Annotated in this window: 26 protein-coding genes; 8 read left to right on the top strand and 18 right to left on the bottom strand. The window is 41.9% G+C overall.

Annotation, left to right across the window (positions count from 1 at the left end):
- The first annotated feature begins 3 nt into the window (after nucleotides 1–3).
- Nucleotides 4–861, top strand: a complete 858-nt coding sequence (locus LPAF129_RS04470; RefSeq protein ID WP_244054959.1) for a diguanylate cyclase domain-containing protein — start codon at nucleotides 4–6, stop codon at nucleotides 859–861.
- Nucleotides 862–1,087: 226 nt separating this feature from the next.
- Here LPAF129_RS04470 and LPAF129_RS04475 read toward each other — a convergent pair whose 3' ends face one another.
- A complete protein-coding gene (locus tag LPAF129_RS04475; RefSeq protein ID WP_244054960.1) occupies nucleotides 1,088–2,326 on the bottom strand; it encodes a NupC/NupG family nucleoside CNT transporter in 1,239 nt (412 codons plus the stop codon).
- A gap of 449 nt (nucleotides 2,327–2,775) precedes the next feature.
- On the opposite strand from LPAF129_RS04475, the gene LPAF129_RS04480 reads away from it, so the two are divergent.
- From LPAF129_RS04480 to LPAF129_RS04490, 3 genes are all read left to right on the top strand, one after another.
- Nucleotides 2,776–3,522: a threonine/serine exporter family protein gene (locus tag LPAF129_RS04480; protein WP_244054961.1), complete on the top strand. Its 747-nt coding sequence runs from the start codon at nucleotides 2,776–2,778 to the stop codon at nucleotides 3,520–3,522.
- Between the two features lie 15 nt (nucleotides 3,523–3,537).
- Entirely contained in the window at nucleotides 3,538–3,981 is a 444-nt protein-coding gene (locus tag LPAF129_RS04485) for a threonine/serine exporter family protein (RefSeq protein WP_244054962.1), read from the top strand.
- 280 nt (nucleotides 3,982–4,261) lie between these two features.
- Nucleotides 4,262–4,774: an acyl-CoA thioesterase gene (locus LPAF129_RS04490; RefSeq protein ID WP_244054963.1), complete on the top strand. Its 513-nt coding sequence runs from the start codon at nucleotides 4,262–4,264 to the stop codon at nucleotides 4,772–4,774.
- Between the two features lie 109 nt (nucleotides 4,775–4,883).
- On the opposite strand, the gene LPAF129_RS04495 is transcribed toward LPAF129_RS04490, so the two are convergent.
- From LPAF129_RS04495 to LPAF129_RS04550, 13 genes are all read right to left on the bottom strand, one after another.
- Nucleotides 4,884–5,804 (bottom strand): metal ABC transporter solute-binding protein, Zn/Mn family, encoded by a 921-nt coding sequence (locus tag LPAF129_RS04495; protein WP_244054964.1) that lies wholly within the window; start codon nucleotides 5,802–5,804, stop codon nucleotides 4,884–4,886.
- A gap of 165 nt (nucleotides 5,805–5,969) precedes the next feature.
- Nucleotides 5,970–7,016: an aggregation-promoting factor gene (apf, locus tag LPAF129_RS04500; protein ID WP_244054965.1), complete on the bottom strand. Its 1,047-nt coding sequence runs from the start codon at nucleotides 7,014–7,016 to the stop codon at nucleotides 5,970–5,972.
- 192 nt (nucleotides 7,017–7,208) lie between these two features.
- Nucleotides 7,209–7,493: a hypothetical protein gene (locus LPAF129_RS04505; RefSeq protein WP_244054966.1), complete on the bottom strand. Its 285-nt coding sequence runs from the start codon at nucleotides 7,491–7,493 to the stop codon at nucleotides 7,209–7,211.
- A 95-nt stretch (nucleotides 7,494–7,588) separates the two neighbouring features.
- Nucleotides 7,589–8,557, bottom strand: coding sequence for a 2-hydroxyacid dehydrogenase family protein (locus tag LPAF129_RS04510; protein WP_244054984.1), 969 nt, complete (start codon nucleotides 8,555–8,557; stop codon nucleotides 7,589–7,591).
- 192 nt (nucleotides 8,558–8,749) lie between these two features.
- Entirely contained in the window at nucleotides 8,750–9,475 is a 726-nt protein-coding gene (gene lrgB / locus LPAF129_RS04515; protein WP_244054967.1) for an antiholin-like protein LrgB, read from the bottom strand.
- A complete protein-coding gene (locus LPAF129_RS04520) occupies nucleotides 9,472–9,915 on the bottom strand; it encodes a CidA/LrgA family protein (RefSeq protein WP_244054968.1) in 444 nt (147 codons plus the stop codon). The genes lrgB and LPAF129_RS04520 overlap by 4 nt, the downstream gene beginning before the upstream one ends.
- A 181-nt stretch (nucleotides 9,916–10,096) precedes the next feature.
- On the bottom strand, nucleotides 10,097–10,831 hold the full coding sequence (locus tag LPAF129_RS04525) for a LytTR family transcriptional regulator DNA-binding domain-containing protein (protein WP_244054969.1): 735 nt from the start codon (nucleotides 10,829–10,831) through the stop codon (nucleotides 10,097–10,099).
- Nucleotides 10,831–12,573, bottom strand: a complete 1,743-nt coding sequence (locus LPAF129_RS04530) for a LytS/YhcK type 5TM receptor domain-containing protein (RefSeq protein WP_244054970.1) — start codon at nucleotides 12,571–12,573, stop codon at nucleotides 10,831–10,833. The genes LPAF129_RS04525 and LPAF129_RS04530 overlap by 1 nt, the downstream gene beginning before the upstream one ends.
- Nucleotides 12,574–13,112: 539 nt before the next feature.
- On the bottom strand, nucleotides 13,113–14,411 hold the full coding sequence (locus tag LPAF129_RS04535; RefSeq protein WP_265747190.1) for a nucleobase:cation symporter-2 family protein: 1,299 nt from the start codon (nucleotides 14,409–14,411) through the stop codon (nucleotides 13,113–13,115).
- A 388-nt stretch (nucleotides 14,412–14,799) separates the two neighbouring features.
- Nucleotides 14,800–15,669, bottom strand: coding sequence for a pyruvate formate-lyase-activating protein (pflA, locus tag LPAF129_RS04540; protein ID WP_244054971.1), 870 nt, complete (start codon nucleotides 15,667–15,669; stop codon nucleotides 14,800–14,802).
- 45 nt (nucleotides 15,670–15,714) lie between these two features.
- A complete protein-coding gene (gene pflB, locus LPAF129_RS04545; RefSeq protein ID WP_244054972.1) occupies nucleotides 15,715–17,970 on the bottom strand; it encodes a formate C-acetyltransferase in 2,256 nt (751 codons plus the stop codon).
- A 444-nt stretch (nucleotides 17,971–18,414) separates the two neighbouring features.
- Nucleotides 18,415–18,537: a hypothetical protein gene (locus tag LPAF129_RS11195; RefSeq protein WP_265747191.1), complete on the bottom strand. Its 123-nt coding sequence runs from the start codon at nucleotides 18,535–18,537 to the stop codon at nucleotides 18,415–18,417.
- Nucleotides 18,538–19,012: 475 nt separating this feature from the next.
- Nucleotides 19,013–20,305: an adenylosuccinate synthase gene (locus LPAF129_RS04550; protein WP_244054973.1), complete on the bottom strand. Its 1,293-nt coding sequence runs from the start codon at nucleotides 20,303–20,305 to the stop codon at nucleotides 19,013–19,015.
- Between the two features lie 380 nt (nucleotides 20,306–20,685).
- Between LPAF129_RS04550 and LPAF129_RS04555 the strand changes: the two genes are divergently transcribed.
- On the top strand, nucleotides 20,686–21,585 hold the full coding sequence (locus LPAF129_RS04555; protein WP_244054974.1) for an ABC transporter ATP-binding protein: 900 nt from the start codon (nucleotides 20,686–20,688) through the stop codon (nucleotides 21,583–21,585).
- Nucleotides 21,578–22,810: an ABC transporter permease gene (locus LPAF129_RS04560; RefSeq protein WP_244054975.1), complete on the top strand. Its 1,233-nt coding sequence runs from the start codon at nucleotides 21,578–21,580 to the stop codon at nucleotides 22,808–22,810. Before LPAF129_RS04555 ends, LPAF129_RS04560 begins: the two co-directional genes overlap by 8 nt.
- 89 nt (nucleotides 22,811–22,899) lie before the next feature.
- Here LPAF129_RS04560 and LPAF129_RS11200 read toward each other — a convergent pair whose 3' ends face one another.
- The 3 genes from LPAF129_RS11200 to LPAF129_RS04570 form a co-directional block, all read right to left on the bottom strand.
- On the bottom strand, nucleotides 22,900–23,031 hold the full coding sequence (locus LPAF129_RS11200) for a hypothetical protein (RefSeq protein WP_265747192.1): 132 nt from the start codon (nucleotides 23,029–23,031) through the stop codon (nucleotides 22,900–22,902).
- A 224-nt stretch (nucleotides 23,032–23,255) separates the two neighbouring features.
- On the bottom strand, nucleotides 23,256–23,456 hold the full coding sequence (locus LPAF129_RS04565; RefSeq protein WP_244054976.1) for a hypothetical protein: 201 nt from the start codon (nucleotides 23,454–23,456) through the stop codon (nucleotides 23,256–23,258).
- 132 nt (nucleotides 23,457–23,588) lie between these two features.
- Nucleotides 23,589–24,203 carry an HAD family hydrolase gene (locus LPAF129_RS04570; RefSeq protein WP_244054977.1) on the bottom strand — a complete coding sequence of 205 codons (615 nt, stop codon included), beginning with the start codon at nucleotides 24,201–24,203 and terminating at the stop codon, nucleotides 23,589–23,591.
- A 131-nt stretch (nucleotides 24,204–24,334) separates the two neighbouring features.
- Between LPAF129_RS04570 and LPAF129_RS04575 the strand changes: the two genes are divergently transcribed.
- Nucleotides 24,335–24,988 (top strand): AraC family ligand binding domain-containing protein, encoded by a 654-nt coding sequence (locus LPAF129_RS04575; protein ID WP_244054978.1) that lies wholly within the window; start codon nucleotides 24,335–24,337, stop codon nucleotides 24,986–24,988.
- Entirely contained in the window at nucleotides 24,897–25,232 is a 336-nt protein-coding gene (locus tag LPAF129_RS11270; protein ID WP_373875032.1) for a helix-turn-helix transcriptional regulator, read from the top strand. The genes LPAF129_RS04575 and LPAF129_RS11270 overlap by 92 nt, the downstream gene beginning before the upstream one ends.
- A gap of 8 nt (nucleotides 25,233–25,240) precedes the next feature.
- Here LPAF129_RS11270 and LPAF129_RS04580 read toward each other — a convergent pair whose 3' ends face one another.
- Nucleotides 25,241–26,176: an AEC family transporter gene (locus LPAF129_RS04580; protein WP_244054979.1), complete on the bottom strand. Its 936-nt coding sequence runs from the start codon at nucleotides 26,174–26,176 to the stop codon at nucleotides 25,241–25,243.
- Nucleotides 26,177–26,552 lie beyond the last annotated feature (376 nt).

Below are 26,552 nucleotides of genomic sequence, written 5' to 3' on the forward strand. Positions count from 1 at the left end.
GTTATGAAAGATGATCAACGAGTTTCCTTAGGCGCAGATCTTTATCTTCTGCTCTTCTTAGCGTTGTTTAGTATCACGGCAGTCTTAATGACTTTAACGCAAAACGTGTGGCTAAACACCCTGTATCTCGGTTTAACGGTTATTTTAATTCTGTTGACCTATTTCTTTGGTCTGATCGTAGGCTTATCTGCTAATCTGTTGTTTATTTTTGGACAGATCCTCGTAATGATTGCTTTAAATACGATTCAACATTCAGAAATCCCAGTCTTAATGATTTTCTGGTTGATTATGCCGCTGTTACTTTCAGCCACCTTTTATGGCATGAATCATAACCAAATTAAACTGCAAAAATCTAATGCTAAATTACGGGCAGATATTATGGCACGGGGAGCCTTTGATGAGGAAACTAACTTACGGACCACGGTTGCTTATATCCAAGACGCTCAAGTCTTTCTAGAAACTAACCGTCGCTTTAATTTACCAGTGACAACGGTAATTATTCGTATCCGCTATTACAAAGAAATTCGTAAAATGATGAGTAACGAACAATACCTGGAATTGTTAAAGTTAGTTTCTGAAACGATCACTACTACAACGCGAAATAATGATGTCGTTTATCTGCTTGAACAAAATGACCCCACCTGGGCGATCCTGCTATTTTCTAATCAAGATGGTGCTAAAGTGGCTGCAGAAAGAATTAAAGCCAACTTTGAAGCAAATTTACGGGAAGCTGTTAATTTAAAGAATTTGGAAATCTTGCTAGTAGTAGGAATTGCTAGTTGGACCCCAGAAAAAATGCACAGTCCTTATGACCTGATGAATACCGGGATCAAGGAAATCGAATACGATGTTGCTCAATAAAATATCCAGCTAATATTCTTTGAAAGTATCTTTTATACTTCACAGCTTAATTTTTCAACTCTGGCTTGCTCGTTAAAAGTCAGAGTTTTTTGTACCCTTTTCCCCCAGCCATCCGTAATCATTTGTATTAAAAAAGCTACCCAAGATCTTACTCTTGAGCAGCTCTACACTAGTCTATTCAATTAAACGTACTAGACTAGTTTTCATATTTGATTTATTGCACGTTTTACCACACAAACATCCCAACCATCGCTGCTGACAGCAATGAAACCAAGATCCCTGATAACAACATGTACAACACATTACCTGCAATGACGTCGTTCTTTTCTTTGTCAACCAAGCCTTTGAACGCCCCAATGATCATTCCGACCGTGGAGAAGTTAGCAAAAGACGTGACAAAGACTGTCAAGACTGCCCGATAATGTGGTGAAAAGGCTGCTGTACCAATTGTTTTAGTTACTTTACCCATCACGACAAATTCATTGGTGACCAATTTTTCACCCATGAACTGCGCAAACTGGAAGGCATCGTTAACTGGCAAGCCCATCAACCAGGCGAATGGATACATGACGATCCCTAAAATATGTTCCAAAGATAACCATGGAGTGACCCAGCCTAAGACCTTGTCGATCAAAGCAGCTAAAGCTACAAAGGCGATCACGTTAGCAGCGATGATCAAAATCAAACGACCAGCACCTAAAATGGAATCACCCAGGAATGAAAAGAACGGTTCTTTCTTAGCTGCTTCTTTATTTTCTTCAGCGTCAGCCGCTGTTGCGGACCCACTCATTGTGGCGATCGTATCCTCTTCTTCAGTCACTGTGACTGGATTTAACATAGAAGTTACGATCAAAGCGTTGATCACGTTGATCGGAATCGCAGTTAAAATATAAGCAGCTGGCATCATTTGCGTATATGAACCAACAATTGAAGCGGTCACACAACTCATCGACATCATCGCGATCGTTAGGTTCCGTTGTGCCTTCATTTGCTTTAATTGCAGTGAAGAAACGGCAAGTGCTTCAGTATTGCCTAAAAACATCATTTCAACGGCAAAAAAAGATTCAAAGCGTGGTTGACCTGTTAGTTTGGATAAGCCGCGTCCAAGCCATTTAATGATCCATGGCAACACCCCAATGTATGTCAAAATATCAAAGAGCGGCACGATCATCAGAATTGGCAAGAGGACCTGAACAAACCAGTCCATTTGTTTGACGTTGACCATGCTTGGCAAGGCAAAGGCAATTCCTGTATAAGCCACGCTCACTAATTCATTAAACCCTTTGGCTGCGACGTCGACAATCGTTCTCCCAATCGAAAAGCTCGTTAAGAACCAAGCCAAAACTAGGTTAACTACTACCATCACTCCGACAGCTTTCCACTTAATATTGGACCGATCCTTAGAAAGAAGCCATCCAAGTACTAGAAAAATTACTAAACCCACCACATTTACAGCTAAATACAAATAAATCCCTCTTTCTCTTCTAGTAAACCCATGTTCTTTTGACAAATTAATTCCAGGCCAGTCATCTTCTAAATTACTGACTTTCTTCTCATCAAAAAATACTTCTTTCAGTATAACGTTTTACTGAAAACTTGTAAATAAAAGCCGAACGTTTGTCATTGTGACCTATTAGTTTGTGAAAGCCGCGCTAGTTTTAAAATAACCGGTTGAACATGGACTTTAATCAAAAATTAGCACAAAAAGACTTCGAGAATATCTAGTCTAGGAGTATAATTATCTTGTTTTGCTAAAACGATTTCGCAGATCACAGAGCGGAGCCAGTCGGGAGGACTCGAGCACTATCTGAGCCTGACCTTTAATGCATTTTAGGCATTGAAGGCAGAACCTTATCAGCGGAAGAAGCCGCTTTGCGTAACTCATTAAAAAAACAGACTTGGGGGAATGACACAGTGGAAAATAAAGCAATTGACGTCGGCGTTTTGGCCGGAAAGATCCTTGTTGAGGCTGGGTCAGAAATGTGGCGGGTAGAAGATACTACCAAACGGATCGTGGACCATGCTTCAGTTAACAATAAAACGGAAGCCTTCACTAGTTTGACCGGCCTACTAGTTAACTTAAAAGACACCCCCTACACCCGCTTTATGCAAGTCGAAAAGCGCGGGATCAACATGGATAACATTAACTCAGTCAACACTTTATCGCGGCAATACACCGCAGACCAGTTGACGTTAGATGAATTAGAAGAAAAACTATTGGCTTTAAAAAATGCACGACCACAGTACCCACTGTGGCTGCAAACGATTGGCGCTGGCTTTGAAGGAGCCTTCTTCATGTTTATTTTTACCCAGACCTATAACTGGGCTGATTTCCCGCTGGCCTTTTTCGCTGGTGCCGTCGGCTATTTAGTGACCTACTATGTCGGTTCGCGGGTTCGGATCCGCTTTATGAGCGAATTTCTTGGCGCACTGACTGTTGGGTTATGTGCCGTGATCGGTGTCCGTTTACACCTTGGTGTTAATATTGAAAACATCATTATTGGGGCCATCATGCCGCCATTGCCGGGGATTCCCATGATCAACTCCATGCGCGATATTTTTGAAGGCAATTTATTGTCTGGAATTGAGCGACTCATGGAATCATTAATTATTCTAAGTGCGATCGCATTTGGTGTTGGTTTGATCCTACGCTATATGTAAGTAAAGGAGTCAGTCATGTTTTTTTATCATTTATTCATTCAACTTAGTTTTAGTTACCTTGGGACTTTCACCTTTGGTCTCTTCATTAACATGCCTAAAAAAGCCCTACATACCTCAAGCTTGATTGGAATGTTAGGCTGGTTATTATACTGGACAATTTACCGACTAGCGTTAGGTTCAATTTTAGCCAACTTCTTGGCTGCCTTGTTAGTCGGATTACTCGGAATTTTTTGTTCGATCAAAAAGAAAATGCCGACAACTATGTTTAGTACCGGTTTGGTTCCGCTAGTTCCTGGAGCAAGCGGTTATCAAGCCCTAGCCGCCTTCATCAATGCCCAAACAACAGTGGCAGTCTCCAAGACAATTCACGTCGCGATGGTCGCGGGGGCCATCGCTTTAGGCTACGTGACCGCCCAGGTAATTGCCGACGTTTTTTACCGTAAAAGCCGCCCACGCTAAATTTATAGAGGAGTTTCAAGTTGCCTTGCGTAAACGTTTACTAACCGGTTGATTTTCGTTATAATTATTCTAAACTTATGTTTTGAAAAACTCTTTTGTCAACTTTATTCACTAATTTTACGACAGTTTCTAATGCCCAACCAACCTCTAGACCTGAAACGTCCTCACTAAAACTAGTAGTTAATCCGGCAAACTGAGCCAACATTTAAGTTAGCTAAAATTTAGTCATTACTGATCACCACTAAATTTTAGCAATTGCACTACTTTAGGAGGAATTTTTATGTCGAAATCAATGACATGCCGCGACACCTTGGCTATTACTAATCACCGTGTCCTGGCGGGGGACTTAAACGAACACGAAACTGTCTATGGCGGCCGTTTACTAGAAATGCTGGATGGAACTGCTTCAATTTCCTCATCCCGTTTGGCACAAAGCATTAACGTGACTGCTTCAATGGATCAAACCAACTTTATCGCCCCGTTTGCCCTGGGTGATTCATTTTGTATCGAAACTTATGTCAGCGGCTGCGGCAAACGTTCAGTCGAAGTCTTTGCCAAAATTATTGGTGAACGCTTAACGACTGGTGAACGCTATATCGGCCTAACTTCTTTCCTAACTTTTGTTGTGACCGACAAAAGTATTTCCCTCGAAAAAATTATTCCGGAAACAGCGGAAGAAAAAATGATCAATGCCGGTTATGAAGCCCGCCAGGCTGAAAGAATGGCCAGCTTGAAATCTCAAAAAGCATTCAATGACCAACTAAGTGTGGACTATCCCTGGGAACTTCATTAATCAATTAAAATACTTACTGGCTGCCAGCTTGAAATTAAGACTGGCAGCTTTTTTCTGGTTAAAAAATAAGCCGTACTAGGCAAATTAATGCCAGTACGGCTCAGTGCAATTAATGTCCTTGTTCTAAGATCTTTAAGAGTTGATCATATTGACCAGTCATCCATTCCTGGTAATTTTTCTTAGCTGGTAAAGTTTCGGTAACTTTTAAGACCGGTACCTGATTTTTCTTAGCCAAAGTCACAAAGTTATTCACAGTTTTATCGCTGACCTGTGAATTATAAACAAAGAAGGCGATTTTACCCTGCTTAATTTTATTTTGCATTGCACTAATGGTTTGCGGTGACGGGTCTGTCCCTTTTTCGACCGCATTTTCAAATTCTTGGTCACCAACACGAAAGCCCATCGATTTAATCGAATAATCAAAAACTGGTTCTGAAACATAGACATTCTTATTGTTAGTTTGTTGAGCCACTTTCTTTAAGGCTGCGACTTTATCTTGCATTGGCTGCAGTGAATCAATGTATTTCTGCGCGTTCTTTTCGAAATAAGCCCGATCTTTTGGTTGTTTTTTGCCAAGTACTTGAGCAATTTTCCGGGCTAACTTCGGCATAGTCTGCGGGTCGTACCACACATGCGGATTATCCCCGCTTTTTTTACCCGCTACGTTTTCGCCAACCTTCAAGTATTTGGCTTGACTATCATTAGTTTTCACCAAATTATTCATCCAACTGTCATATCCCAAACCGTTCGCTATGACTAACTGTGAACCGGCTACGGTCTTCGCAGTCTTTGGGGTTGGATCATAATCGTGCGGATCAACGTTCGGTTGGTTAATAATCGACGTAACTGTACCCTTCTTACCAACTACCGCCCGGGCAACCTCACCATAAAAATCAGTTGTGGTCGTGATCTTCAGCCCTTGATCAGCTGACTTAGCAGTGGGTTCTTTCGAACACCCCACTCCAACAACTGTTAAGATTACTAACAAAAATGCAATTCCGAGGGACTTGTGATGCTTAGCTGACAACATTGATTTCTCTCCCTTAAATAGTAATTATTACTCTTTAAAATTATATTAACATGCTGCTGTTAGAAAAACAAACTTAAATTCAAATATTTTGACTATAATTTGGAGTCAGTCAAAAAAAGCCGCCCTTTCTATTATAAAAGGCGACTTATTTGAAATCATGCATTTTTAGTACCAGTTGTTTTCCAACCAGAATTGTTTGGCGTTGCTCCATGTACCATAGACACTATTCACATATGAATCAGCAACTTTTTCCTGGTTCGCTGCGGAGTAATCACCGTGTAAATAAGTATCAGTTAACTGGTAACGACCATAGTACTGATGATTTTGAGCAGTGTATGAACCGCCTGATTCTTTTTGAGCGATCCATTCTTTGGCTGCTGCCTCATCATTTTGTACTGCTGGCTGTGCCTGACTGACCGGTGCCTTAGCCTGTGGTTTGGCAACTGGCTGAGCGACCGGTTTAGCAACGGGTTGACTCACCGGTGCTGATTTGACCGGAGCTGCTGGTGCTTTCGGTTGAGCAGCTGGTTGACTTGGTGCCGCCTTAGCAACTGACTGCTGCACAAGTGCTGCTGGAGTCGTTGGTGTTGCTGGTTGGGCCTTTACTGGCGTTGCTGGCGCAGCAGGTTGAACTGGTGCCTGGTGTTGAACAGGTGCAGCAGCCTCTTTGACGGCCGGTGCCGGTGTTGCTGGCGTTTCTTTAGCAACTGACTCTGTTGGTTGTGCTGTGGTCTCTGCCGGTGCTGGAGTTTCCTGCACTGGTTGCGCAGCTGGCACACTGACTACCGGAGCAGCAGTCTGCCCAGCGACTGTCAACACTTGGCCAGGCTGAATAATGGCGGCATCCGGCCCCAGCTGATTAGCTGCCCGTAATTGTGCCACTGAAATTCCAGCATTCTGGGCGATCGTCCATAAACTGTCACCGGCCTGGACCGTATAGTTACCGGTCTTAGCTGCTGGTGTTTGTGTTGGTGTTTTTTCACCAGTGATCGTTAATTTTTGACCCTGATAGATCACATGACTTTGTGGATCGATGTGATTTTGACTTTCAATTTGCTGCTCTGAAACACCATATTTTTGTGCTAAAGCCCAAACTGTATCGTTTTGAACAACTGTATGTATGTTAGAAGCTTCTGTCACAGCAGCTGAAGCTAAAAATACCCCTGCTGCACCCACGGAACCTAACACCACGTTTTTTGCGATTTGACCCAAATTTAGTTCCTCCTCTGCTCAAATGAAATCGTATTAATTTCTATTAAACCATGTTGCTCAACTTTTAGCAATTACTAACACTAATTTTAGTCGAGTTCCTTGAAACAGAAGTTTCCGCTTATCCAAACCCAGGAACCAATGCCAAAGACGCATTTGTCCCTTGATTCCGCTGATGCTCGCCTTCTAACCGTTTCACTTCACTCTGTGATTTTTTACCGGCGTATCCCACTGGCGCAACTCATGCTCGATCCCACGCTGTTTGGCCAATAAGCGGTATTCCTCCGCCTGGTTGCCGACATGCCTGGCTTGCTGTATATATTCTTCTACCTGGTCTAACAGCTGCATGTATTGCGTGGCCGTCAGTTGGTATTCCTCAACGGACCCGCCTTTGACAAAAGCTTGCTTGATTCGTAAGGTTTCAGCATCCGCCAACAAACGATACCCCGCCATTTGTGCCACTTCCACGTAATGTGCCATTCTGTCGCCTCCTTGTTAATGCTAAGAAAAAACGGGTGCCAAAAACAGTTCTGCTTTATGCAAAACTACTTTCTGTCACTCGTTTTTCGCTGTTGTTATTTAACGTCGTTAACAATATACTTGGCAGTTTCTTGCTTGGAGACTGCACAAACATTTTTAGCCACGATTTCTGCCATGGCGTCCCGTGCCTCAACTGTTGCATTTCCAACATGTGGGGTTAAGATCACGTTCTTCATGGCCTTTAGTTCGTCACTAACTGCTGGTTCTGCTTCGTAAACATCCAAAGCTGCACCGGCAATTTCTTTTTGGTTCAGCATTTCAGGCAACAGCTTTTCGTCAATGACTTGTCCGCGTGCTGCATTGATCAGAATTGCTGAATTCTTCATCAGCTTAAATTCACGTTCACCTAAGTAATGGTTAGTTGCTGGAGTGGCAGGAATGTGCAAGGTGACGATATCTGCTTGTTTCAACAATTCATCTTTGGTGACATAAGTTGCACCCAGTTTTTCTTCCAATTCTGCTGGAGCTTGAGTGCGTTGCGTATACACGATCTTCATGTCAAACGCATGCATCCGTTTAGCGACTTCCTGACCAATTTGGCCCAAGCCGATAATTCCCAAGGTCTTGCCTTCTAACTGGTGACCTAAAAAGAAGAGTGGTGCCCAGCCGTTAAAACCGGCGCCCCGCATCAAGGAATCACCTTCAACCATCCGGTGTGACAAAGCCAACATCAAGCCAATCGTTACTTCCGCCGTCGAAACTGCGGAAACAAACGGTGTGTTTGTCACTGGAATACCCTTTTGTGCGGCGTAGTCCAAGTCAATGTTGTTAGTTCCTGCCCCAAAATTAGCGATCAGCTGCAAGTTTGGTGCAGCGTCGATAATATCTTGGTCCACCTGCGTGGATAATGGTGTGATCAGGTATTTGACTGAAGCAACCTTAGCTAACAAAGTTGCCTTGTCGATCAGCTTTTCGCCCTGATACATTTCAAAGCTCAAGTTGTTCTCCCGTAAAATTTGTAAAGCTTGTTCTGGTATTTGATCTGCAATAAATACGTCCATGATATAAATTCCCCCTCCTATATAATTTAAACCAAAATTGAAAACGGTTCAATCAAAATTCAAAAAATGTTTTGCCAAACTTATTTTAAGTGGAAAATTTCAGACTTTATCAGCTAAGGCCATCAAAAAAAGGCTAGGTCGTCCTGATATTTTCTCCTATCAGTGCGAGATAGCCTTTTGATTTTATTCAAGTTTCTATAAACCGATCACGTGGGCAAAAACTGGGATCAACATGTTATCAACTAAGCCGATCACAACTACCGCAACGGCTGCCATGGCGCCTTCTGCCGAACCCATTTCCAAGGCGAAAGCTGAACCGATCGTATGGCCGGCTGTCCCAAGTCCAAGACCAGCGCCGACTGGATCATCTTTAAGTTTGAACCACTTAACTAACTGCTTACCTAATGCATAAATGATCACAGCGTTTAAAATACATGCCATCGCAGTAATTGAAGCATTACCGCCGATTGCCGTGGTCAGCGGCAAAGCAATCGCTGTTGTAGCTGATTGACTCAACATTGAAGCAACTCCAACCTTATCCAAGCCAAATGCCTTAGCGACGATCGTAATGGCAAAGAGTGAAACGACAGTTCCGATAATCAAACTGGATAAGATGATCCCCCAGTTTTTCTTAACGACGTCATTCCGTTTGTACAACGGAACAGCGAACGCAATCGTTGCTGGTGTCAAAAACCAGAAGATGATGTCTCCACCTGGTTTGTAAGCCTGCGTGTAAACTTGCGCTGTATCAACGCCAAATGTCTTACCCAAAATTACCAAAATGACGATCCCTAGTACCATGGAAACAAACAGTGGTTGAAATAAGAAAAACCCTTTTGATTTTTTGAACAGCCATTGTCCGATCATAAAAACGGCTAGTGATAAGAAAACACCAAAAAGCGGATTAGTTAGATAACTCATTGTTTGTCCCCTCCTACTGTACTTTGTGAAACTTGACTTTCTGCATGGCGTTCGCCGAATTTTTGTTTGATCCAGCCAAATGCCCGTGCTGTATATGCGGTTACTACTAATAAGATAATGGTTGCCAACAAAATTACTAGTACTAACTGAACTCCTTGTGCCTTCATAATGTCAAGGTTAGCGGCCAATGAGATCCCAGAAGGAACAAACAAGAAACCGATCATGGAGATCATCGCACTGCCGAATGAATCGACCCATTCAATTTTAATCACGTGTGCTGTCAACAAAACATATAACAGTACCAGCCCGATCACTGGTGTTGGTACAGGAAATGACGCTGGCATCATTGATGAGATCATCTGCGAAATAAATAGGATTGCCGCATAGATCATCATCTGGAATAAAATTGGTGCTGATTTTGTTTCTTTCTTGTTCTTCATAGTCACTCAAGCCCTTTCCTTAACTTAGATTAATTCTCTCTCTTGCTTACATGTTATATCTTAAGCCAAGGCTAGAATTATTGGGCCTTTTTGTGCTGAAATGCAAAAAACAAGGTTTAAAATGCAACCACGTTTACTTCAACGTTTCTACATCCTAAGCCTTGTTTGCTCGCTCTGTCTTTTACATGCCTAAACGTTGGCCCAGTTCCTTTTGATAAGAACGGCCCACTTGCACTTTAACGTCATTATTCATGATCAATAACGACGTGTGGTTAAACCACGGTTGAACCTCTTTAATGTCTTCAACATTGACCAGGCTATTACGATGAACCTGCATAAATTTCGCTGCAGTCATCTTATCTTTCAACCAAGCCAAAGTCTTTTTAGTTACATATTCATTGTTGGCCGTCGAAATCGTCAGCATGCCTTCGCTAACAGTTGCAGCCACTAAATCATCTTTCTTGATCACCACATTCCGGTCAGCTAACTCAATGCTTAACATATCATTGACCGGTTGAGCAGGTTGAGTCTTTGTCGGCTCGCTTTGCAGGGTCTTTAAAGCCTTGCCGAGTGCCTGATCAATACGCTCTTGTTCAAAGGGCTTTAAAACATAATCCAGTGCATCAACGTTAAACGCCCGGACAGCGTAATCATCATAAGCTGTCGCAAAGATGATCAACGGTGAGTATGATAGCTGCTTGAGCTCTTCTGCCAGTTCAAACCCATTTTCTTCGTTCAAGGAGATGTCTAAGAAAATCAAGTCGATCCGGTGTTTTAACAACGTCCCCTGCGCTTCTTTAATATCTTCAGCCTGAAAAGTTTGGAAATCGACATTCTTCAAGCTAGCACTTTTGCCAATTAAGTACTCCAGTTCTCCTCTGGCTAAAGGCTCGTCATCAACTAGTAGAATTTGCATTATTTACAGTCCCCTTCCTGATATGTCAGTGGAATGACCGTTTTGAAAGTCGTCCCATTCTCACTTGTGCTGATCTGCAGTTTACTCTTTGCCCCATACAAGCCTTGCAGGCGCTGGTTTAAGTTATACAAAGCAGTCCCGCTGCCCTTAGTTTCAACGATTGGTTCTTGCCCGATCATCTCTAAGACTTGTGAGTCGATTCCGTTTCCGTTATCACTGACCGCAATTTCAAACGAGTCTTCATCGACCGGTCGAATTTGGATCGCAATTCGATCATCTTTTTTCTTATTTCCAAATGCGTGCCGCACCGCATTTTCCACAAAAACTTGGAGACAAAATGACGGTAATAACACATTTTCTGGAACAGCGACATCGTAGCTCAGGTTAAATTTGTTAGGGAAACGCATTTTTTCAATACTCATATAAGCGTCCACGTGCTTTTTTTCTTGTTCTAAGGTGACTTCTTTTTCTTGACCATTTTGCAAGCTCGACCTGAAAAAGGCACTTAGCTGCATTAATGCTTCGTGTGCTTGGTCAACATTGACGCGCATCAACGCCCCAATTGTGTTAATAGCGTTAAAGAAAAAGTGCGGGTTAATTTGGACCTGTAACGCCTTGATCTCAGCTTCATTTAACAAACTCGTCTGTTCTTCAGCAATCCCGATCGCTAATTGCCCTGAAAAAATTAAGGCGAGCCCATTCACCAAGTTTTCTTCCACAACAGTCATCTTACTGCGATCCTTAAAGTAAAACTTTAGGGCTCCCACCGTTTCATCGTTGACCCGTAAAGGTAAAACGATGGCGGCATTTAACGGGCAGTCAGCGACCGGACACCCAATTTCAGTTCGACTATAAGCTAATTTTTCTTCACCCTTAGCAATGACACTTTTGGACAAATCAGTTAAGACTGGCTCCCCAGCAATATGATGATCTGCGCCAGCACCAATATGCGCTAGAACAGTGTCAGTATCGGTCAACCCGACGGCATCAAAGTTTGTGTACTGTTTGATAATTTGGCACACGTGTTGGGCAGAATCAAAGTTTAATCCCTTGCGAAAATACGGCAGGGTTTTATTTGCCAGTTCCAAAACATCTTTGGTTTGTACCGCTCGTAGTTGCCGTTCATTTGACAAGTACGTCTTCAAAATTTCAATAAATAGACAGGCTCCAATGGTGTTTAGCAACACCATCGGTACAAAAATCAGTTTGATCAATCCAATTCCATGGAAGGCAAAGATGAAACTCATCTGGATCAACTCCGCCGAAAAAGATAAGAGTGCGACCCAAGGAGTTGATGGGTAAAGTTTGGCACCCTTAACCTTGTCGCCCCAGACTCCGATCACAAAACCAATCAAAATTGAACTAATAATATAAAAGTAATCAGAAAAACCGCCAAAGACGACCCGGTGCAAACCACCAACTAAGCCGACCAGCATCCCCACAACGGGTCCTCCGGTCAAACTAGCAGAAGTGATCACTAAGATCCTAGTGTTGGCGATCGAATCAGACTGAGGCAGTCCCGTAATGATCAGCGGCGTCACGACTTCCTTGGAATTAGTGATCTCGACCCCAGTCAGGTTAGCAATCACTACAAATAGTGAGAAAATTACAGTTAACCAGATTTGAGTCTTCACTGTTCTTGTTTCCAACAAACCTCTAAAAAAACGCGTATTTACCAGCAAAAATGCCAGCAGCATAATGATTCCTAGTCTTTCAGCTAGTAATATCAGTAAAGTAAACATCTCTTTCCCCCCACAACAATTCTTTTGCAAATTTATTATCTCACAAATCAACTAGAAAAACAGAGCGGAATAAAGCGGTTAACTCCCGAGCATTATCGGAGCCTGGCCTTTAATGCGATTTCGGCATTGAAGGTTGGGCTTGGATAAGCGGAAGGAGTTGCTTTATGTAGCTCGACTAAGAAAAACAGAGCGGAGTGAGGCGGTTAAGAGACGAGTATCATTAGAACCTAGGGACTAATGCGCTTTTGGCATTGGTTCATAGGTTTAAATGGACGGAATCTCTTGCCTCACGCAGCTCGACTAGAAAAACAGAGCGGAGTGAAACGGTTAGAAAGCGAGCACTATCGGAGCCTGAGAGTTAATGCGCTTTTGGCATTGACCTCAGGTTTAGATAGGCGGAACTTTCTGTTTCACGCAGCTCGACTATGAAAAACAGAGCGGAATAAAGCGGTTAACTCCCAAGCATTATGTAACCCAACCAAAAAAACAGCATCTTCCACCCGACTGGGGAAAAATGCTGTTCACAAAACTGTAATAATTTAGTTTTCTTCTTCGACTTGGTCTTTCAAACTTGTATGGTTTAATAAGAGGTTTAAGATGACAGCGACGAAACTACCGACAACCATCCCGTTTCCTAAAATTGTTTGAACTTGAGCCGGTAAGAATTGGAATAAGGCCGGTTGTGTTGTCACACCTAACCCTAACCCAATTGAAACGGCCATGACTAATAAGTTTTTATTATTCATTTCCACTGCAGATAACATCTTGATTCCTTGCGCACCAACCATCCCGAACATGACTAGCATCGCTCCGCCCAAAACTGAACTAGGGATCAAAGTTGCAATCGCACCGAACTTAGGAATCAAACCTAAGAACAACAGTAATCCAGCTGAATAGTAAACTGGACGTAATTTCTTGATTCCAGATAACTGCACGATCCCCACGTTTTGTGAGAAAGTTGAGTATGGGAAGGTATTAAAGATCCCGCCCAAAATTGCAGCCAAACCTTCAGAACGATAACCGCGTTTCATATCTTCTGTACTTAATTTTTGACCAGTAACATCAGCTAAGGCATAGTAAACCCCAGTCGATTCGATCATACATGTTAGAGCTGCCAGTAGCATCGTAGCAATTGAGGACCATTCAAACTTAGGAACACCAAAGTAAAACGGAACTGGCACTTGGAACCAGTTAGCCTCACTAACTGAAGCAAAACCAACTTTACCCAGCACGATTGCCAGCAAAGTTCCCAATAAGATCCCCACTAAAATGGAAACCTGTTTGAAGAAACCACGACCCCAAATATTGATCACAATAATGATCAACGCTGTAACAAAGCCCAATAGTAAGTTCACGGGTGTCCCAAAACTTTTGGCACTAGCGTCACCGCCGCCCAAATTTTGGAAAGCTACTGGAATTAAGGTAAAACCGATCAATGTAATCAAAGAACCAGTTACGACTGGTGGGAAAAAGCGCCGCAAGTTGGCGAATGGTCCCGCAATCAGCATGATAAAGATCCCGGCTGCGATAATCCCCCCATACATGTAACCCCAACCGAAGTTATTCCCAATATTTTGTAATGGTGCCACGTATTCCACCGCGCAGCCCAAAACGACTGGCATTGCAATTCCGGTCCAGCGCGTCCGTTTTAACTGCAGGAGTGTGGCGATCCCACACATAAAGATATCCATTGATACTAAGTAAGTCATCTGTTTGGCGCTAAAGTTTAGTGCCCCACCGATCAGCAAAGGAACTAAAATATCCCCTGAGTACATTGCCAGCAAATGCTGCAAGCCCAAAATTAAATTTTTGGTGATCGATTTATCCGTGTTTTCCAATATTCTGTCCCCTTGTTCGATATTTACTAATTGATGTTTAAATTTTACCACTAGTCCCGTTCTTTAACAATGTAAATCTTAATTTTAAAACCATGAAATCGTTTTTCGTACGCTTTTAAATGAATGACAGTCTGGATGTCGTCATCATTTCTATCAATTACGGAACATTCACTACAATTTTAGTCATAGAATTTCACTGCTTGGACGCTAAATTTCGGGCTGTTGTCTGGCCTTTGCTTACATCGTTTCAACTGAGCAGTGCTCGATCTATGCCACTGTTACACCTACTATTACAAATCTTTGCACGAATCAGACTAAAAAAAACTGGTGCAACTGCTTCGTTCACAGTTGCACCAGTCTTAATAACTGAGCTTCGTAATTTAACCGTTTAACTAACCGGTTTTTCCAGCGTAGAATCACCTGGTTGCCAATCACGATAACCTTGATAATCGGCACAGTGTAGTAGTCGTTGCGCACGAGCAACGTGCTCATCAGATGGTGGTTCGATCCCGTCTAAACGGTACTTAACACCCATTTCAGCATACTTGTGCACACCCATTGTATGATATGGCAAAACTTCAAATTTCTCCACATTATGCAAGGTTTTGACAAAATCACTGGTTTCCGTCAAAAATTTAGGGTTATCAGTAATGGTTGGGATCAGGACTTGTCTGACCCACATCGGCTTACCAATGTCAGAAAGATAACGAGCCAGATCTAGAATATTTTCATTGGGATAACCCGTTAACTTGCGATGTTCCGCAGAGTTAATGTGCTTAATATCCAACAAAACAATATCTGTTACATCCAGTAGTTTGTTGAACTGACTAAACCAGGGCTCACGTCTAGTAAACGGTTGACCACACGTATCCAAACAGGTACTAATACCTAGTTTATGACACTTGGTAAAGAGTTCTGTCGCAAATTCGATCTGTAACAAAATTTCCCCGCCAGATAAGGTAATGCCGCCTTTGTCACCCCAGAAATCCTTGTAAGATAAAGCCTGGTTCAAAACTTCATCTGAAGTCATTTTATCCCCAACGTTCTTCTTCCAAGTGTCTGGGTTGTGGCAGAACTTGCACCGCATGTTACACCCCTGCATAAAGGCCACAAAGCGAATCCCAGGTCCATCGACTGCACCAAAAGTTTCAATCGAATGCACGTAGCCTTCAACTTGTCCATCACGCATCGGTAAGGGGCGTAAGCGTGGATTCCTTTTTCTGGTTTTTCTAATTCTAGTTTTAGTTTCTGTACTCATAATCTCTCTCTTAACCCCCTGCTTCTAAATAACTGTCACTAACAATTACATTGAAGTATGGAATGTTCTGGAAATAACGTCATCTTGTTGTTCCTTAGTCAAATCAGCAAAGTAGACACAGTAACCAGAAACACGAATTGTTAATGTTGGATATTGTTCTGGATGCTTCTGTGCATCGATCAAAGTCTCACGTTTGAAGACGTTAACGTTAATATGATGACCGCTGTTCTTCATGTAACCATCGATCATGTTTACCAATGTGTCTTCTTGTTCATCTTCAACTTTACCCAATGTTGTTGGTGTAACAGCAAATGTGTTAGAAATCCCGTCTGTTGCATACTTGTAAGGGATCTTAGCGACTGATAACAATGAAGCCAATGCCCCAGAAATATCTGCGCCGTAAGCTGGGTTAGCACCTGGTGCAAATGGTTCGCCTAATTCACGGCCATTTGGTGTAGCACCTGTATTCTTACCATAAACAACGTTTGATGTGATCGTCAAAGCTGAAGTTGATAGTTGAGCATCTTTGTACAAATGATGAGTATTCATCTTTTGATACATTTGTTTAACTAACCAAACCACGATCTCGTCAGCACGGTCATCATTGTTCCCGTAACGAGGGTAATCTTTGTCAGCCTTAAAGCCAACTGTCAAACCGTCTTCGTTCCGGATTGCTTTAACATGACCATACTTGATAGCTGAAATAGAATCGGCAGCAACTGACAAGCCTGAAAGACCAGTAGCGAAGGTGTAGTCCAACTTCGTGTTCTTCAAAGCTAACTGAGCTGATTCATAGTAATACTTGTCGTGCATGTAATGAATGATGTTCAAAGCGTTAACGTAAACATCAGCTAACCAATCCATCATCTTGTCTAATTTACCCATGAATTCATCGTAGTCGATATATTCTGAGCTCATCTTCTTTAATTCAGGTCCAACTTGTTGGCCAGTCAGTTCGTCACGGCCTTCGTTCAAGGCGTAAAGAACGGTCTTAGCTAAGTTAGCCCGGGCACCGAAGAATTGTACCCCGGAGTCAACTGGTTGTGCTGAAACACAGCAGGCGATGCCGTAGTAGTCAGTTCCCCATTGACGTTTCATCAAGTCGTCATTTTCATACTGAATAGTTGAGCTTTCAATTGAAACACTTGATGCATAGCGTTTAAATGGTGTTGGTAAATTGTCTGACCAGAGCAAAGTAATGTTTGGTTCTGGTGCAGCACCCATGTTATGCAAAGTATTCAAGAAACGGTAAGCTGTCTTCGTAACATGATGACGGCCATCCAAACCAGTTCCGGCCAATGAAAGTGTGGCCCAAATTGGATCACCAGTAAAGAGTGAATTATATTCTGGTGTCCGCATGAAGAAGACCATCCGTAGTTTCATCGTGAATTGATCAACCAATTCTTGGGCTTCTTTTTCGTTTAAGACGCCGCGTTCCAAGTCACGAGCGATAAAGATATCAACAAAGGTATCGATCCGGCCGATTGACATTGCAGCACCGTTTTGAGTCTTGATAGCTGCTAAATAACCAAAGTATAACCATTGAATAGCTTCTTGGGCATTAGTAGCAGGTTTAGAAATATCACAGCCGTATGATTTGGCCATTTCTTTCATATCTTTTAAAGCTTTGATCTGATCTGAGATGTGTTCACGTTGTTCGATCACATCACTTGTCATTTCACCGTCACCGGTCAAGTCCAGGTCTTCTTGTTTGCCAGCAATCAAGCGGTCGATCCCATATAAAGCGATCCGTGGGAAATCAGCCACGATCCGGCCACGACCATAAGCATCAGGCAGACCAGTTAAGATCTTGTTGTGACGAGCGTGACGAATGTCAGCATCGTAAGCATCGAAGACCCCTTCGTTATGAGTCTTTTGAACTTTAGAATAGAAATATTCAACTTCTGGGTCGATCTTGTAGCCGTTTGTTTCCAAAGCGTCAACGGCCATCCGGATCCCACCTTGTGGCATCAATGAACGTTTCAATGGCTTGTCAGTTTGCAAACCAACAATTTTTTCCAAATCTTTGTCCAAATAGCCAGGGCCATGCGAAGTGATCGTCGAAACAACTTTAGTATCAGCATCTAAGACGCCAACCTTCCGTTGTTTCATCTTTAAGTCAGTTAACTTGTCATTTAATGTCGTTGTTGCGTCGGTTGGTCCTTCCAAGAAGGATTCATCGCCGTCGTAAGGCACAAAGTTTTTCTCAATAAAGTCGCGAATGTCAATTTCTGTTTGCCATTGGCCTTTCTTAAAGCCGCTCCAAGCAGAAGTCTGTGTTTCATCAACTGTGTTCATCATAATCAATAACCTCCCCAATTTTGAAAGCGTTCTGTTAAACGCTTTCTACCCCATCATAATACACTACTTTGTGATTTATTTCAATAACAATTATAGATATCTTTTTTATCACATTTCACAAGTGAAACATAATAAGGGCTAGGATTTTATCCACCTTACATTGCCTTTAAATCAATGATTGTGTACATTTTAATTCACATAATTATTTTAAGTATTTTGTTTAATTGTTCACAACATTTTACAAAATATAAAAAAATAACTACTATTTGCATTATTTTCACATAAATAAATCTAACTTTAATTACCGCTAATTTTAGTCAGCTCCAGCCTGGTTTTTGGCAAACTAAAAGCCGTGATCAATTTGACCACGGCTTTGATTGCAATTAAGCTTTTATCTTTTAAATGGAACTAAGCAACCACGGCTTGAAACCAGTCTTGCTTAGCTTAATCAGTTGCCCGCTGTGCGTAATGCAACAGGAACAAAATCGCCTCTTGATAACTACAAGAACGCTGATTCATAACTGTTTTTACCAACTCTTCAGTTGAGGTCTTAGCTGTTAACGACATGCAACATTCCTCCGATACCGAATTTTTCTGACGTTCAAACGTCTGTTCTAATCCTTAACACTTCTCTATTTTACCGCCACTTTCTTCCAAATAAAAGCCTGAATATTGTTCAAAAATTTGACTTGACACCTTTGAGCTAGACCCACCATGATTTAGCCCCAGAGAAAAAATTTTTAAGCCCAAATTTTTAAAAAAAAGTTCTGCATATTATGTCTAAAATCTGGTTGCTTTAGCTCAACTTCCTTGAGAACATGAGTCTTTACGGGCTAAAGCAAACTGCATACACCCATAAAAAATATTTTTCTCTGAAGACTATCCCAGTTTATCAACCAAAAAAGCTGGCATGATTTTTGCCAACAATTTGACATCCGGCACAACGTTAACTTTAAACTTATCTATTTAATAGCTTTTTTATTATAAAAAATTCACCCCAGCAACTGTCCGCTGAGGTGAATTTCACAGATTATTTTATTTTTTAGAGACCCCAGATACTGTCTAAAACATTAGTCTGGTCACGGTCTGGGCCAACTGAGAAGGTTGAGATCTTGATACCAACCAAGTCTTCGATCCGGTGGAGATATGCGCGGGCGTTTTCTGGCAAGTCTGCTAAAGTCTTGCAGCCGGTGATATCTTCAGTCCAGCCTGGCAGTGTTTCATAAACTGGCTTGCAAGCTTTTAATTCTTGCAAGTTAGCTGGGTAATGATAAATCTTTTCGCCATTTAAATCATATGATGTACAGATCTTCAATTCTTCGATCCCAGTTAAAATGTCCAAGCAGTTTAATGAAAGGTTAGTCAAACCAGAAACACGTTTGGCATGACGCATTACGACACTATCGAACCAGCCGATCCGACGTGGGCGCTTAGTAACCGTGCCGTATTCATGACCAACTTCGCGAATGTGGCTGCCAATTTCATCAAATAGTTCTGTTGGGAATGGACCATCGCCGACCCGTGAAGTATAAGCCTTGCAGACCCCAACAACTTTGTTGATCTTTGCAGGACCAACTCCACTACCAATTGTAACTCCTCCAGCAACTGGGTTAGATGAAGTAACAAATGGGTAAGTTCCTTGGTCAATATCCAACATGACACCCTGGGCACCTTCAAACAAGACCCGCTTGCCAGCGTCTAAAGCGTCATTTAAGACAACAGAAGTATCAGTGACATACTTCTTCAAGCGTTGACCATAAGCGTAGTATTCGTTGAAAATTTCATCAAAATCAAGTTCTTGATCGTAGTCGTACATATTCTTGAACAAGCGATTCTTTTCTTCTAAGTTAATTTTAAGTTGAGCGGCAAAAATATCTTTGTCCATCAAATCAGCGATCCGGATCCCAACTCGAGCTGCTTTATCCATGTATGCAGGTCCAATTCCATGAGCAGTAGTCCCAATTTTGTTGTCTTTTTTAGCTTGTTCTTGCAGCTTATCTAAGACAATATGGTATGGCAAGATCACGTGTGCTCGGTCTGAAACGCGGAGGTTAGCTGTTGAAACCCCGTTTTCTTCCAAATAATCAATTTCTTCGGTCAAAGACTTCGGGTTAACTACGACCCCATTACCGATCACACTAGTTTTATCGCTGTAAAAAATACCTGAAGGGATCAAACGCAACTTGTAAGTGTCTCCACCAAATACGATCGTATGACCAGCGTTGTCGCCGCCTTGATAACGTGCGATAACTTCTGCATCATGACTTAGAAAGTCGGTAATTTTACCCTTTCCTTCGTCTCCCCATTGACTGCCAACTACTACTACTGATGACATTGCATTCACCTCATTGAATATAATTAGTCGAGCTGTGCCCGCTTGTTTATGAATAAACTCTTCATTTTGTGTCCTCACACAAACCTTCACTATTGTAACAAAACCGCCAGTGGTTATCAAGCTAAAACCGAATATTATTTTTTTAAGGTGTGAATTGATGATAAATTAACGAACTTTACTGTCAATATAATTTAAGAAAACGTTATCAAAGTTATTGCTGAGTCTCTATTTCCAGCACCAGTACTATCCTCTTTGGGTGAACTTCTTGCAGTTCCACTGTTTTCTGCTATCATTAAAATAGAATTAATTTTATCTTAGTTTTTAAAAACCGATCCGCTTGTGCTAACTAAAAACATCAATCAATAGAAAGGAGCTGTAACATGCTCTCAATCAAGCATCTCTCAAAAAGTTTTGGTTCCTTACAAGCAATAGACGACATCACTTTTGACGTTTTACCTGGCCAGATCACCGGTCTCATTGGACAAAACGGCGCCGGTAAAACTACGACTTTTCACAGCATCTTGAACTTCTTGAAATATGACGGTGAAATCACCTGGCTCGATCACCCTCTGTCAGAAAAGAACCTCAACGAAATCGGTTATTTGCCGGAAGAACGATCGCTGCTTCCCAAAATGACCATCGAACAACATATCTTGTACCTGGCTAAACTCAAGGGGAAACGAGCCCAGGATATCAAACCGTTGATCAACGGCTGGCTCGAACGCTTTCAAGTTAAGGGTAAGCGCACTGACAAAATTAAAAGCCTATCTAAAGGTAACCAGCAAAAAGTTCAACTGATCTGTACTTTGATCCACCAACCAAAATTAATTATCTTAGACGAGCCTTTTAGCGGTTTAGACCCCGTGAATTCTGACCTATTAAAAGATGCGATCCTAATGATGCGTGACCAAGGAGCTGCCATTATTTTTTCCAGTCATGACATGTCTAACATTGAATCCGTCTGTGACCGTCTCGTAATGTTACGGGCAGGCAAAATGGTCCTTAACGGTACTCTTAATGAGGTCCGAGAGCAATTTGGCAGAACAGAACTGTACGTTACCACTCCCTGGTCTGTTGCACAGTTGCAACAATTACCTGGGGTCGGCCGCGTCCAAACTTTGCACCAAACTAACCGTTACTTGCTCCACTTAGCAAACGAACAGGCTGGTCCAGCAATCTTTGCTCAGTTGACAAATGGACAATATATTACCGAATTTAGTCAGCAACCGCCAACCCTCGACCAAATTTTCCGGATGAAAGTGGGTGAAACGCATGCGTAAATTATGGACTGTTATCAGTCAAACTTACTCCAATCAAGTCAAGACCTGGAGTTTTCTACTATTTGTACTCTCACCGTTTATTTTGATTGGGATTTCAGGTGCGGTCGGTTACTTCACGGGAATGGCCACTGATTCAGCCGATGAAGACCGGATCGCAATTGTTTCTTCTAATGACAATATCCGTCGCTCTTATCTGCAACAAAATAAGAAGGACGTGAATCCCAAAATCACGACTAAAAAAGCGGCCCAACGTGCACTAACCGCCAGCAAAATTGCAGGTTATTTGGAAATCACCACGACTGACAAACAAGTTTCTGCGCACTATTCTGGAACGCAGGAGCTAGATAAGTCGCTCCAAGCTAAAACTGTTGGTTTCTTAAATGCAGCTCAGCAACAACTCAATTATTCACGGGCACAGCTAACGGAGACTCAGTCGAAAGCACTGTTGACCCAACCAGAGTTTAAGCAGGATGTTCATGATAATTCAAATTCCCTGAAAAAGGTCGCCAACTTGATTTCATTTTGGATCGTCGTCTTTATGATGTACATGATCTTGATCAACTACGCTTCAGTCACAGCCAACGAAATTGCGGCTGAAAAAGGTACGAAAATCATGGAAATCATCTTTTCTAGCACCTCACCAACGACTTATTTCTACGGTAAGATCCTTGGCGTGGTCGGAGTGATCATTACTCAAATCGCTCTATACCTAGTCGGTGGCTGGGCAGCGTTTGGTGCAATTAAGAATCTCAAACCAGTTCACGATATCCTGACTTCCGGCGGCTCGATCGTCAAACAAGTCATCGGCAACCTGGTGAATGTGAACTTGGTCTTCTTATTACTAGGAGTCATTATTTACACGATCTTAGCCGCCTTTAGCGGGGCACTAGTCTCCAAGGCCGATGACGCTTCAAAAGCCGCACAGCCTACCGTTTATTTGAGTATGTTCGCCTTCTTCTTGTCGATTCCTTTTCAAGATAATGCGACTGCCCTACTCGTTAAGATTATGTCATATGTTCCATTCTTCTCGAGTTTCTTTATGCCAATGCGCATTATTGACCAGTCTGCTTCCTGGCTCGAAGTTAGCCTCTCGCTTTTCTTACTGGTCGGAACGATCATCTTATTAGCCGTCTACATTGGCCATATTTATGGTGGACTGATGTTACAAACGGACGATACCAGCTTTTGGCGACGCTTCAAGCGTGGTTTAGCATATTCCAAATAAGATCACAATTAAAAACACCAGCGTTTACGCGACTAAGTACTAGTCGTGAGCGCTGGTGTTTATTTGTAGCTGGTTTAAACTTATTTTTTCTAATGTTCATCATTTTCAAAGCCCACCGTTAAGGCATAGCCAAGAACGATTGCAATTATTATTAAAAAGATACTAATGACAAAAGACAATCCTGGTCCAGAATGATACATGGTATCAATCTTTTGAGCCAAATACAAAAAGAATAAGCAATTTATCACTAGCTGAATCCACCAAATAATCTTTTTCCTCATTGCTACACCTCTATTCTCACGAAATTATTGACAAGCACCTTCCCTATACCACGATGGTAACAAAAAATCGTCCTTGTTTCTAACAATACAAATACCGATTAAAATACCACTAACCATGACATTCGCTCCAAGTCATGACTAGTGGTATTGATTTAAGCTGATTATTAACTTCCTTTTTCATTCCTGTTCCAGAACTTGTCGAATGCCCAATTGATTGGAACAGCTACCAGTATCAAAACCAGCGCACATAATGTTCCTTGCCAGGAAATTTCCTGTTTAGTCTTCAATGCAAATAACAGATTTCCAATGATAAACAAGGCCAGACATTGGACCAAAAAGCCAAAGTGATTCTTCAAGAAGCTCATTCAATCATCTCCTATCAAGTTGACAAACGATCGACCCTCTTAGGGCTACCCTAAAAGATTGACTCTTGTTTGTCAATTAAATCAACTTCACTAGGAGTTGATTCAGTTCTTCAAGGCTCAAGTCAGCTTGGCTCAGATTGCTAACATTTCTTGCGGACTAAGGAACACAAATTCTGCCCGTGTCTCTGACAGTTCCTTTTGCGACCAATTAACCAGGCCAGCTGTCATTCCTGCTCGCTGGGCACACAAAATATCAGTCGGCATATCACCAATATAAATACAATCTTCCTTTGCTGCCCCTACCTGCTTGAGATATTTTTCAAGCGGTTCTGGTTCAGGCTTATGTAGTTTTGTATCATCCGCAGTGATAATTACCGGAAAGATTTTTTCTAATTCAAAGTCCTTGAAAAACTGGTCTAACTCATCTTGAGAACGTGAAGTTACAACGCCAATATTTACACCCGTTTGTTGCAGTTGCTGTAAAACATCTTCGATCCCTGCAAAGAAAAACATCTTGTCGGCTTCTTTAGCGTAGTTATCATTCCATCGTTGTTGGTAGTCCTGGTCAACATTCACGGCCAGCTGCTCAAGCCCTTGCGGTAACGGGATGCCTAAAATAGCTTGCAGCTGATCCAAAGAAAAATCGTAACCATATTCTCTCAATGTTGTTTGCCAAGTTTGTAAAACGGCTTCTTGGGTATCGATCAATGTTCCATCAATATCAAAAATCAGATTTTTATAGGTCATGTTTTCCCTCCACAATTTGAGTTTCTATTCTTAACTATCATTATAGCGAACAGCTAATGTTGTTCCTTTAATATTTGTGCCATATAATATAATAATTACGACAATCATTTAGTGAACGGAGGGTTTCTTTCATGACTAAACAACAATATTTTGTACCAGTCAACCAGTATCAACAAGAGCAGCTGACAAGAGGAGATCTTTTATTCCCACTAACCAGTTACCGCCGAGATCTTCATGCCTATGTCGGTCAAGAAATCATCCCGCATTGGCACCCAGAATTAGAACTTTTCTTTCTGGATGAAGGAATCATTCAGCTTTCCTTAGCCGCTCACAGCTACAAAATCAAACCAGGTGAGGGCTTTTTACTTAATTCTAATACCCTGCATGGCCTGAAGTGTCTGAGTGCCGCACCGTGTCGTTACCGTTCACTCGTCTTTGACCCTGCTATCGTTGCTGGGCAGTTGAATAGTGCTTTTGATTTGCTCTACGTTCGTCCATTGCTTAAAAGCAGTATTCCTGCCTGGATCCTCACCCAAAATACTGAACCGCTAACTGACCAAATCAGCTCTTTATTTGATCAGGCTTATTTTTCCGAGCAAACTAAGAAAAGCGGCTACGAATTCGAAATTCGTGCCGCTTTATCCCAGATCCTACTAAAAATTAATGGTTCATCAAAAACTGCTCTCCCAATTAATGCTTCAAAGACTGAATCAACACTGCAAAAGCTACTGTTGTGGATCGATCATCACTACGCCCAACCAATTAAGTCAGCAACTTGCGGCTAGCGCAAATATCAGTGTTCGTGAGTGTCAACGCTATTTCGCTAAAAACTTACACACTAGTCCAAGTAAATATATTATTCACTACAGAATTTTAACAGCTGCCAGAATGTTATTAGAGTCTGAACTTTCTGTCACTGAAATTAGCAGTCGCTGCGGCTTTAATTCTCCGAGCTATTTCACTAAAACTTTCAAATCTACCATGAACGTTACCCCGCTGCAGTTTAGAAATGACCACCTTCAAGCTTGATCACACCATTACAGCAGCCAGTTACTGATCAAAAAGACTGCCGGGATCGTCACTAGACTCAATAAGGTCGAAGTCCCCATTAAAGCTAAAGCTGGGTCTTGTTTGCCATGGGCTTGCAGTGTAAACAAAACTACCATCCCACCCACAGGACAAGCCATCATCAAAATAGCGGTCGACAATGGCACACCAGTCAGCCCCAAAAATTGCATCACAACGATCGTGACCAACGGATACACTAAGTTCCGCAAACCAAGCGAGACCAAGACTGGTCGTTGCAGCTTGAAGCCTTTGAGACTAATGTTAGCCAAACTATTACCAATCACCAACATTGAAACCGGCGTGTTGATCGCACTAATATAGTCGATCATTTGGTTCACCAATGCTGGCAGCTGAATGGAAAATAAAAACAGACACAGTCCCACTACTAACGCAATAATATTAGGATTCAAAAAAATGGTCTTTAATTTTTTTTGCAAACTCTGGTCAGAATCAGGCGCGGCAAAAAGTTTGACGCCGTGTGTCCAGTTAAAAATATTAAACATCGCTAACGGAACGACTGCATAAAAAACCCCAGTTGAGCCAAATAGCGAACTGGCCAGTGGAATGCCGATAAAACCTGCATTGGAATAAATACTGCCGTATTCAACGATCCTGCGTAAGTTATGGTCGCTAATTTTATGGAAAAACAGCTTAGACACCACAATTTGAATTAAATAAACGATAAAGATCCCCACCGCGAGAATTAAAAAGGCGTGGATCCGGCTAGCGGAGTATGGTTTTTCAAATGATTTAATAATTAAACACGGTGAAACAATATATAATAAAACGTTGGTCAGGTCATTGGCCGTCTGTTCATGCATAAATTGAATGTGGTTGGCTAACATCCCCACCAGCATCAACGCGAACATCAGAATGATTTGACCGAATAATAAACTAAGATTCATGACAATTTCTCCTACTTAACAATTGCTGAAAAATTCAGCACTTTCAATTATAGTCCTTTTTTAACAGAAGTTCTTCGTTCAAATTAAAAACCACAGCGACTCGAACCAATTTGTTCGCCTCGCTGCAGTCTGAATTGTAATCTTTTTTGTTTAAATATGTTTTAATGAGCCATTAAAAATCTTTTCCGTGACGATTTTTCTTAAAGCTCGCTTATTTACTTTTCCCGTTCCGCTTAATGGGAATTCTTGGGTAAAATAATAGACGGAAAATTCAAGTCTAAGTTAGCCACTCTCACATATCATTTATCACATTAGTAGCTTAGTACAGCTCGGTGGGGAGGGAGAAAGGCTTGAGCCGGGAGGCGAAGGCCTTTCT

It is taken from the genome of Ligilactobacillus pabuli, assembly GCF_022836475.1.
In the GTDB taxonomy this organism is placed as follows: domain Bacteria; phylum Bacillota; class Bacilli; order Lactobacillales; family Lactobacillaceae; genus Ligilactobacillus; species Ligilactobacillus pabuli.

Excerpts from the sequence above, each read along its gene's own strand:
- LPAF129_RS04470 (WP_244054959.1), top strand. The coding sequence starts at position 4 with ATGAAAGATGATCAACGAGTTTCCTTAGGCGCAGATCTTTATCTTCTG.
- LPAF129_RS11270 (WP_373875032.1), top strand. The coding sequence starts at position 24,897 with ATGCTTCAAAGACTGAATCAACACTGCAAAAGCTACTGTTGTGGATCG.
- LPAF129_RS04525 (WP_244054969.1), bottom strand. The coding sequence starts at position 10,831 with ATGCAAATTCTACTAGTTGATGACGAGCCTTTAGCCAGAGGAGAACTG.
- LPAF129_RS04575 (WP_244054978.1), top strand. The coding sequence starts at position 24,335 with ATGACTAAACAACAATATTTTGTACCAGTCAACCAGTATCAACAAGAG.
- LPAF129_RS04485 (WP_244054962.1), top strand. The coding sequence starts at position 3,538 with ATGTTTTTTTATCATTTATTCATTCAACTTAGTTTTAGTTACCTTGGG.
- LPAF129_RS04495 (WP_244054964.1), bottom strand. The coding sequence starts at position 5,804 with ATGTTGTCAGCTAAGCATCACAAGTCCCTCGGAATTGCATTTTTGTTA.
- lrgB (WP_244054967.1), bottom strand. The coding sequence starts at position 9,475 with ATGAGTTATCTAACTAATCCGCTTTTTGGTGTTTTCTTATCACTAGCC.
- LPAF129_RS04490 (WP_244054963.1), top strand. The coding sequence starts at position 4,262 with ATGTCGAAATCAATGACATGCCGCGACACCTTGGCTATTACTAATCAC.
- pflB (WP_244054972.1), bottom strand. The coding sequence starts at position 17,970 with ATGATGAACACAGTTGATGAAACACAGACTTCTGCTTGGAGCGGCTTT.
- LPAF129_RS04580 (WP_244054979.1), bottom strand. The coding sequence starts at position 26,176 with ATGAATCTTAGTTTATTATTCGGTCAAATCATTCTGATGTTCGCGTTG.
- LPAF129_RS04550 (WP_244054973.1), bottom strand. The coding sequence starts at position 20,305 with ATGTCATCAGTAGTAGTAGTTGGCAGTCAATGGGGAGACGAAGGAAAG.
- LPAF129_RS04555 (WP_244054974.1), top strand. The coding sequence starts at position 20,686 with ATGCTCTCAATCAAGCATCTCTCAAAAAGTTTTGGTTCCTTACAAGCA.
- LPAF129_RS04520 (WP_244054968.1), bottom strand. The coding sequence starts at position 9,915 with ATGAAGAACAAGAAAGAAACAAAATCAGCACCAATTTTATTCCAGATG.
- LPAF129_RS04530 (WP_244054970.1), bottom strand. The coding sequence starts at position 12,573 with ATGTTTACTTTACTGATATTACTAGCTGAAAGACTAGGAATCATTATG.
- LPAF129_RS04570 (WP_244054977.1), bottom strand. The coding sequence starts at position 24,203 with ATGACCTATAAAAATCTGATTTTTGATATTGATGGAACATTGATCGAT.
- LPAF129_RS04560 (WP_244054975.1), top strand. The coding sequence starts at position 21,578 with ATGCGTAAATTATGGACTGTTATCAGTCAAACTTACTCCAATCAAGTC.
- LPAF129_RS04565 (WP_244054976.1), bottom strand. The coding sequence starts at position 23,456 with ATGAGCTTCTTGAAGAATCACTTTGGCTTTTTGGTCCAATGTCTGGCC.
- LPAF129_RS11195 (WP_265747191.1), bottom strand. The coding sequence starts at position 18,537 with ATGTCGTTAACAGCTAAGACCTCAACTGAAGAGTTGGTAAAAACAGTT.
- LPAF129_RS04505 (WP_244054966.1), bottom strand. The coding sequence starts at position 7,493 with ATGGCACATTACGTGGAAGTGGCACAAATGGCGGGGTATCGTTTGTTG.
- pflA (WP_244054971.1), bottom strand. The coding sequence starts at position 15,669 with ATGAGTACAGAAACTAAAACTAGAATTAGAAAAACCAGAAAAAGGAAT.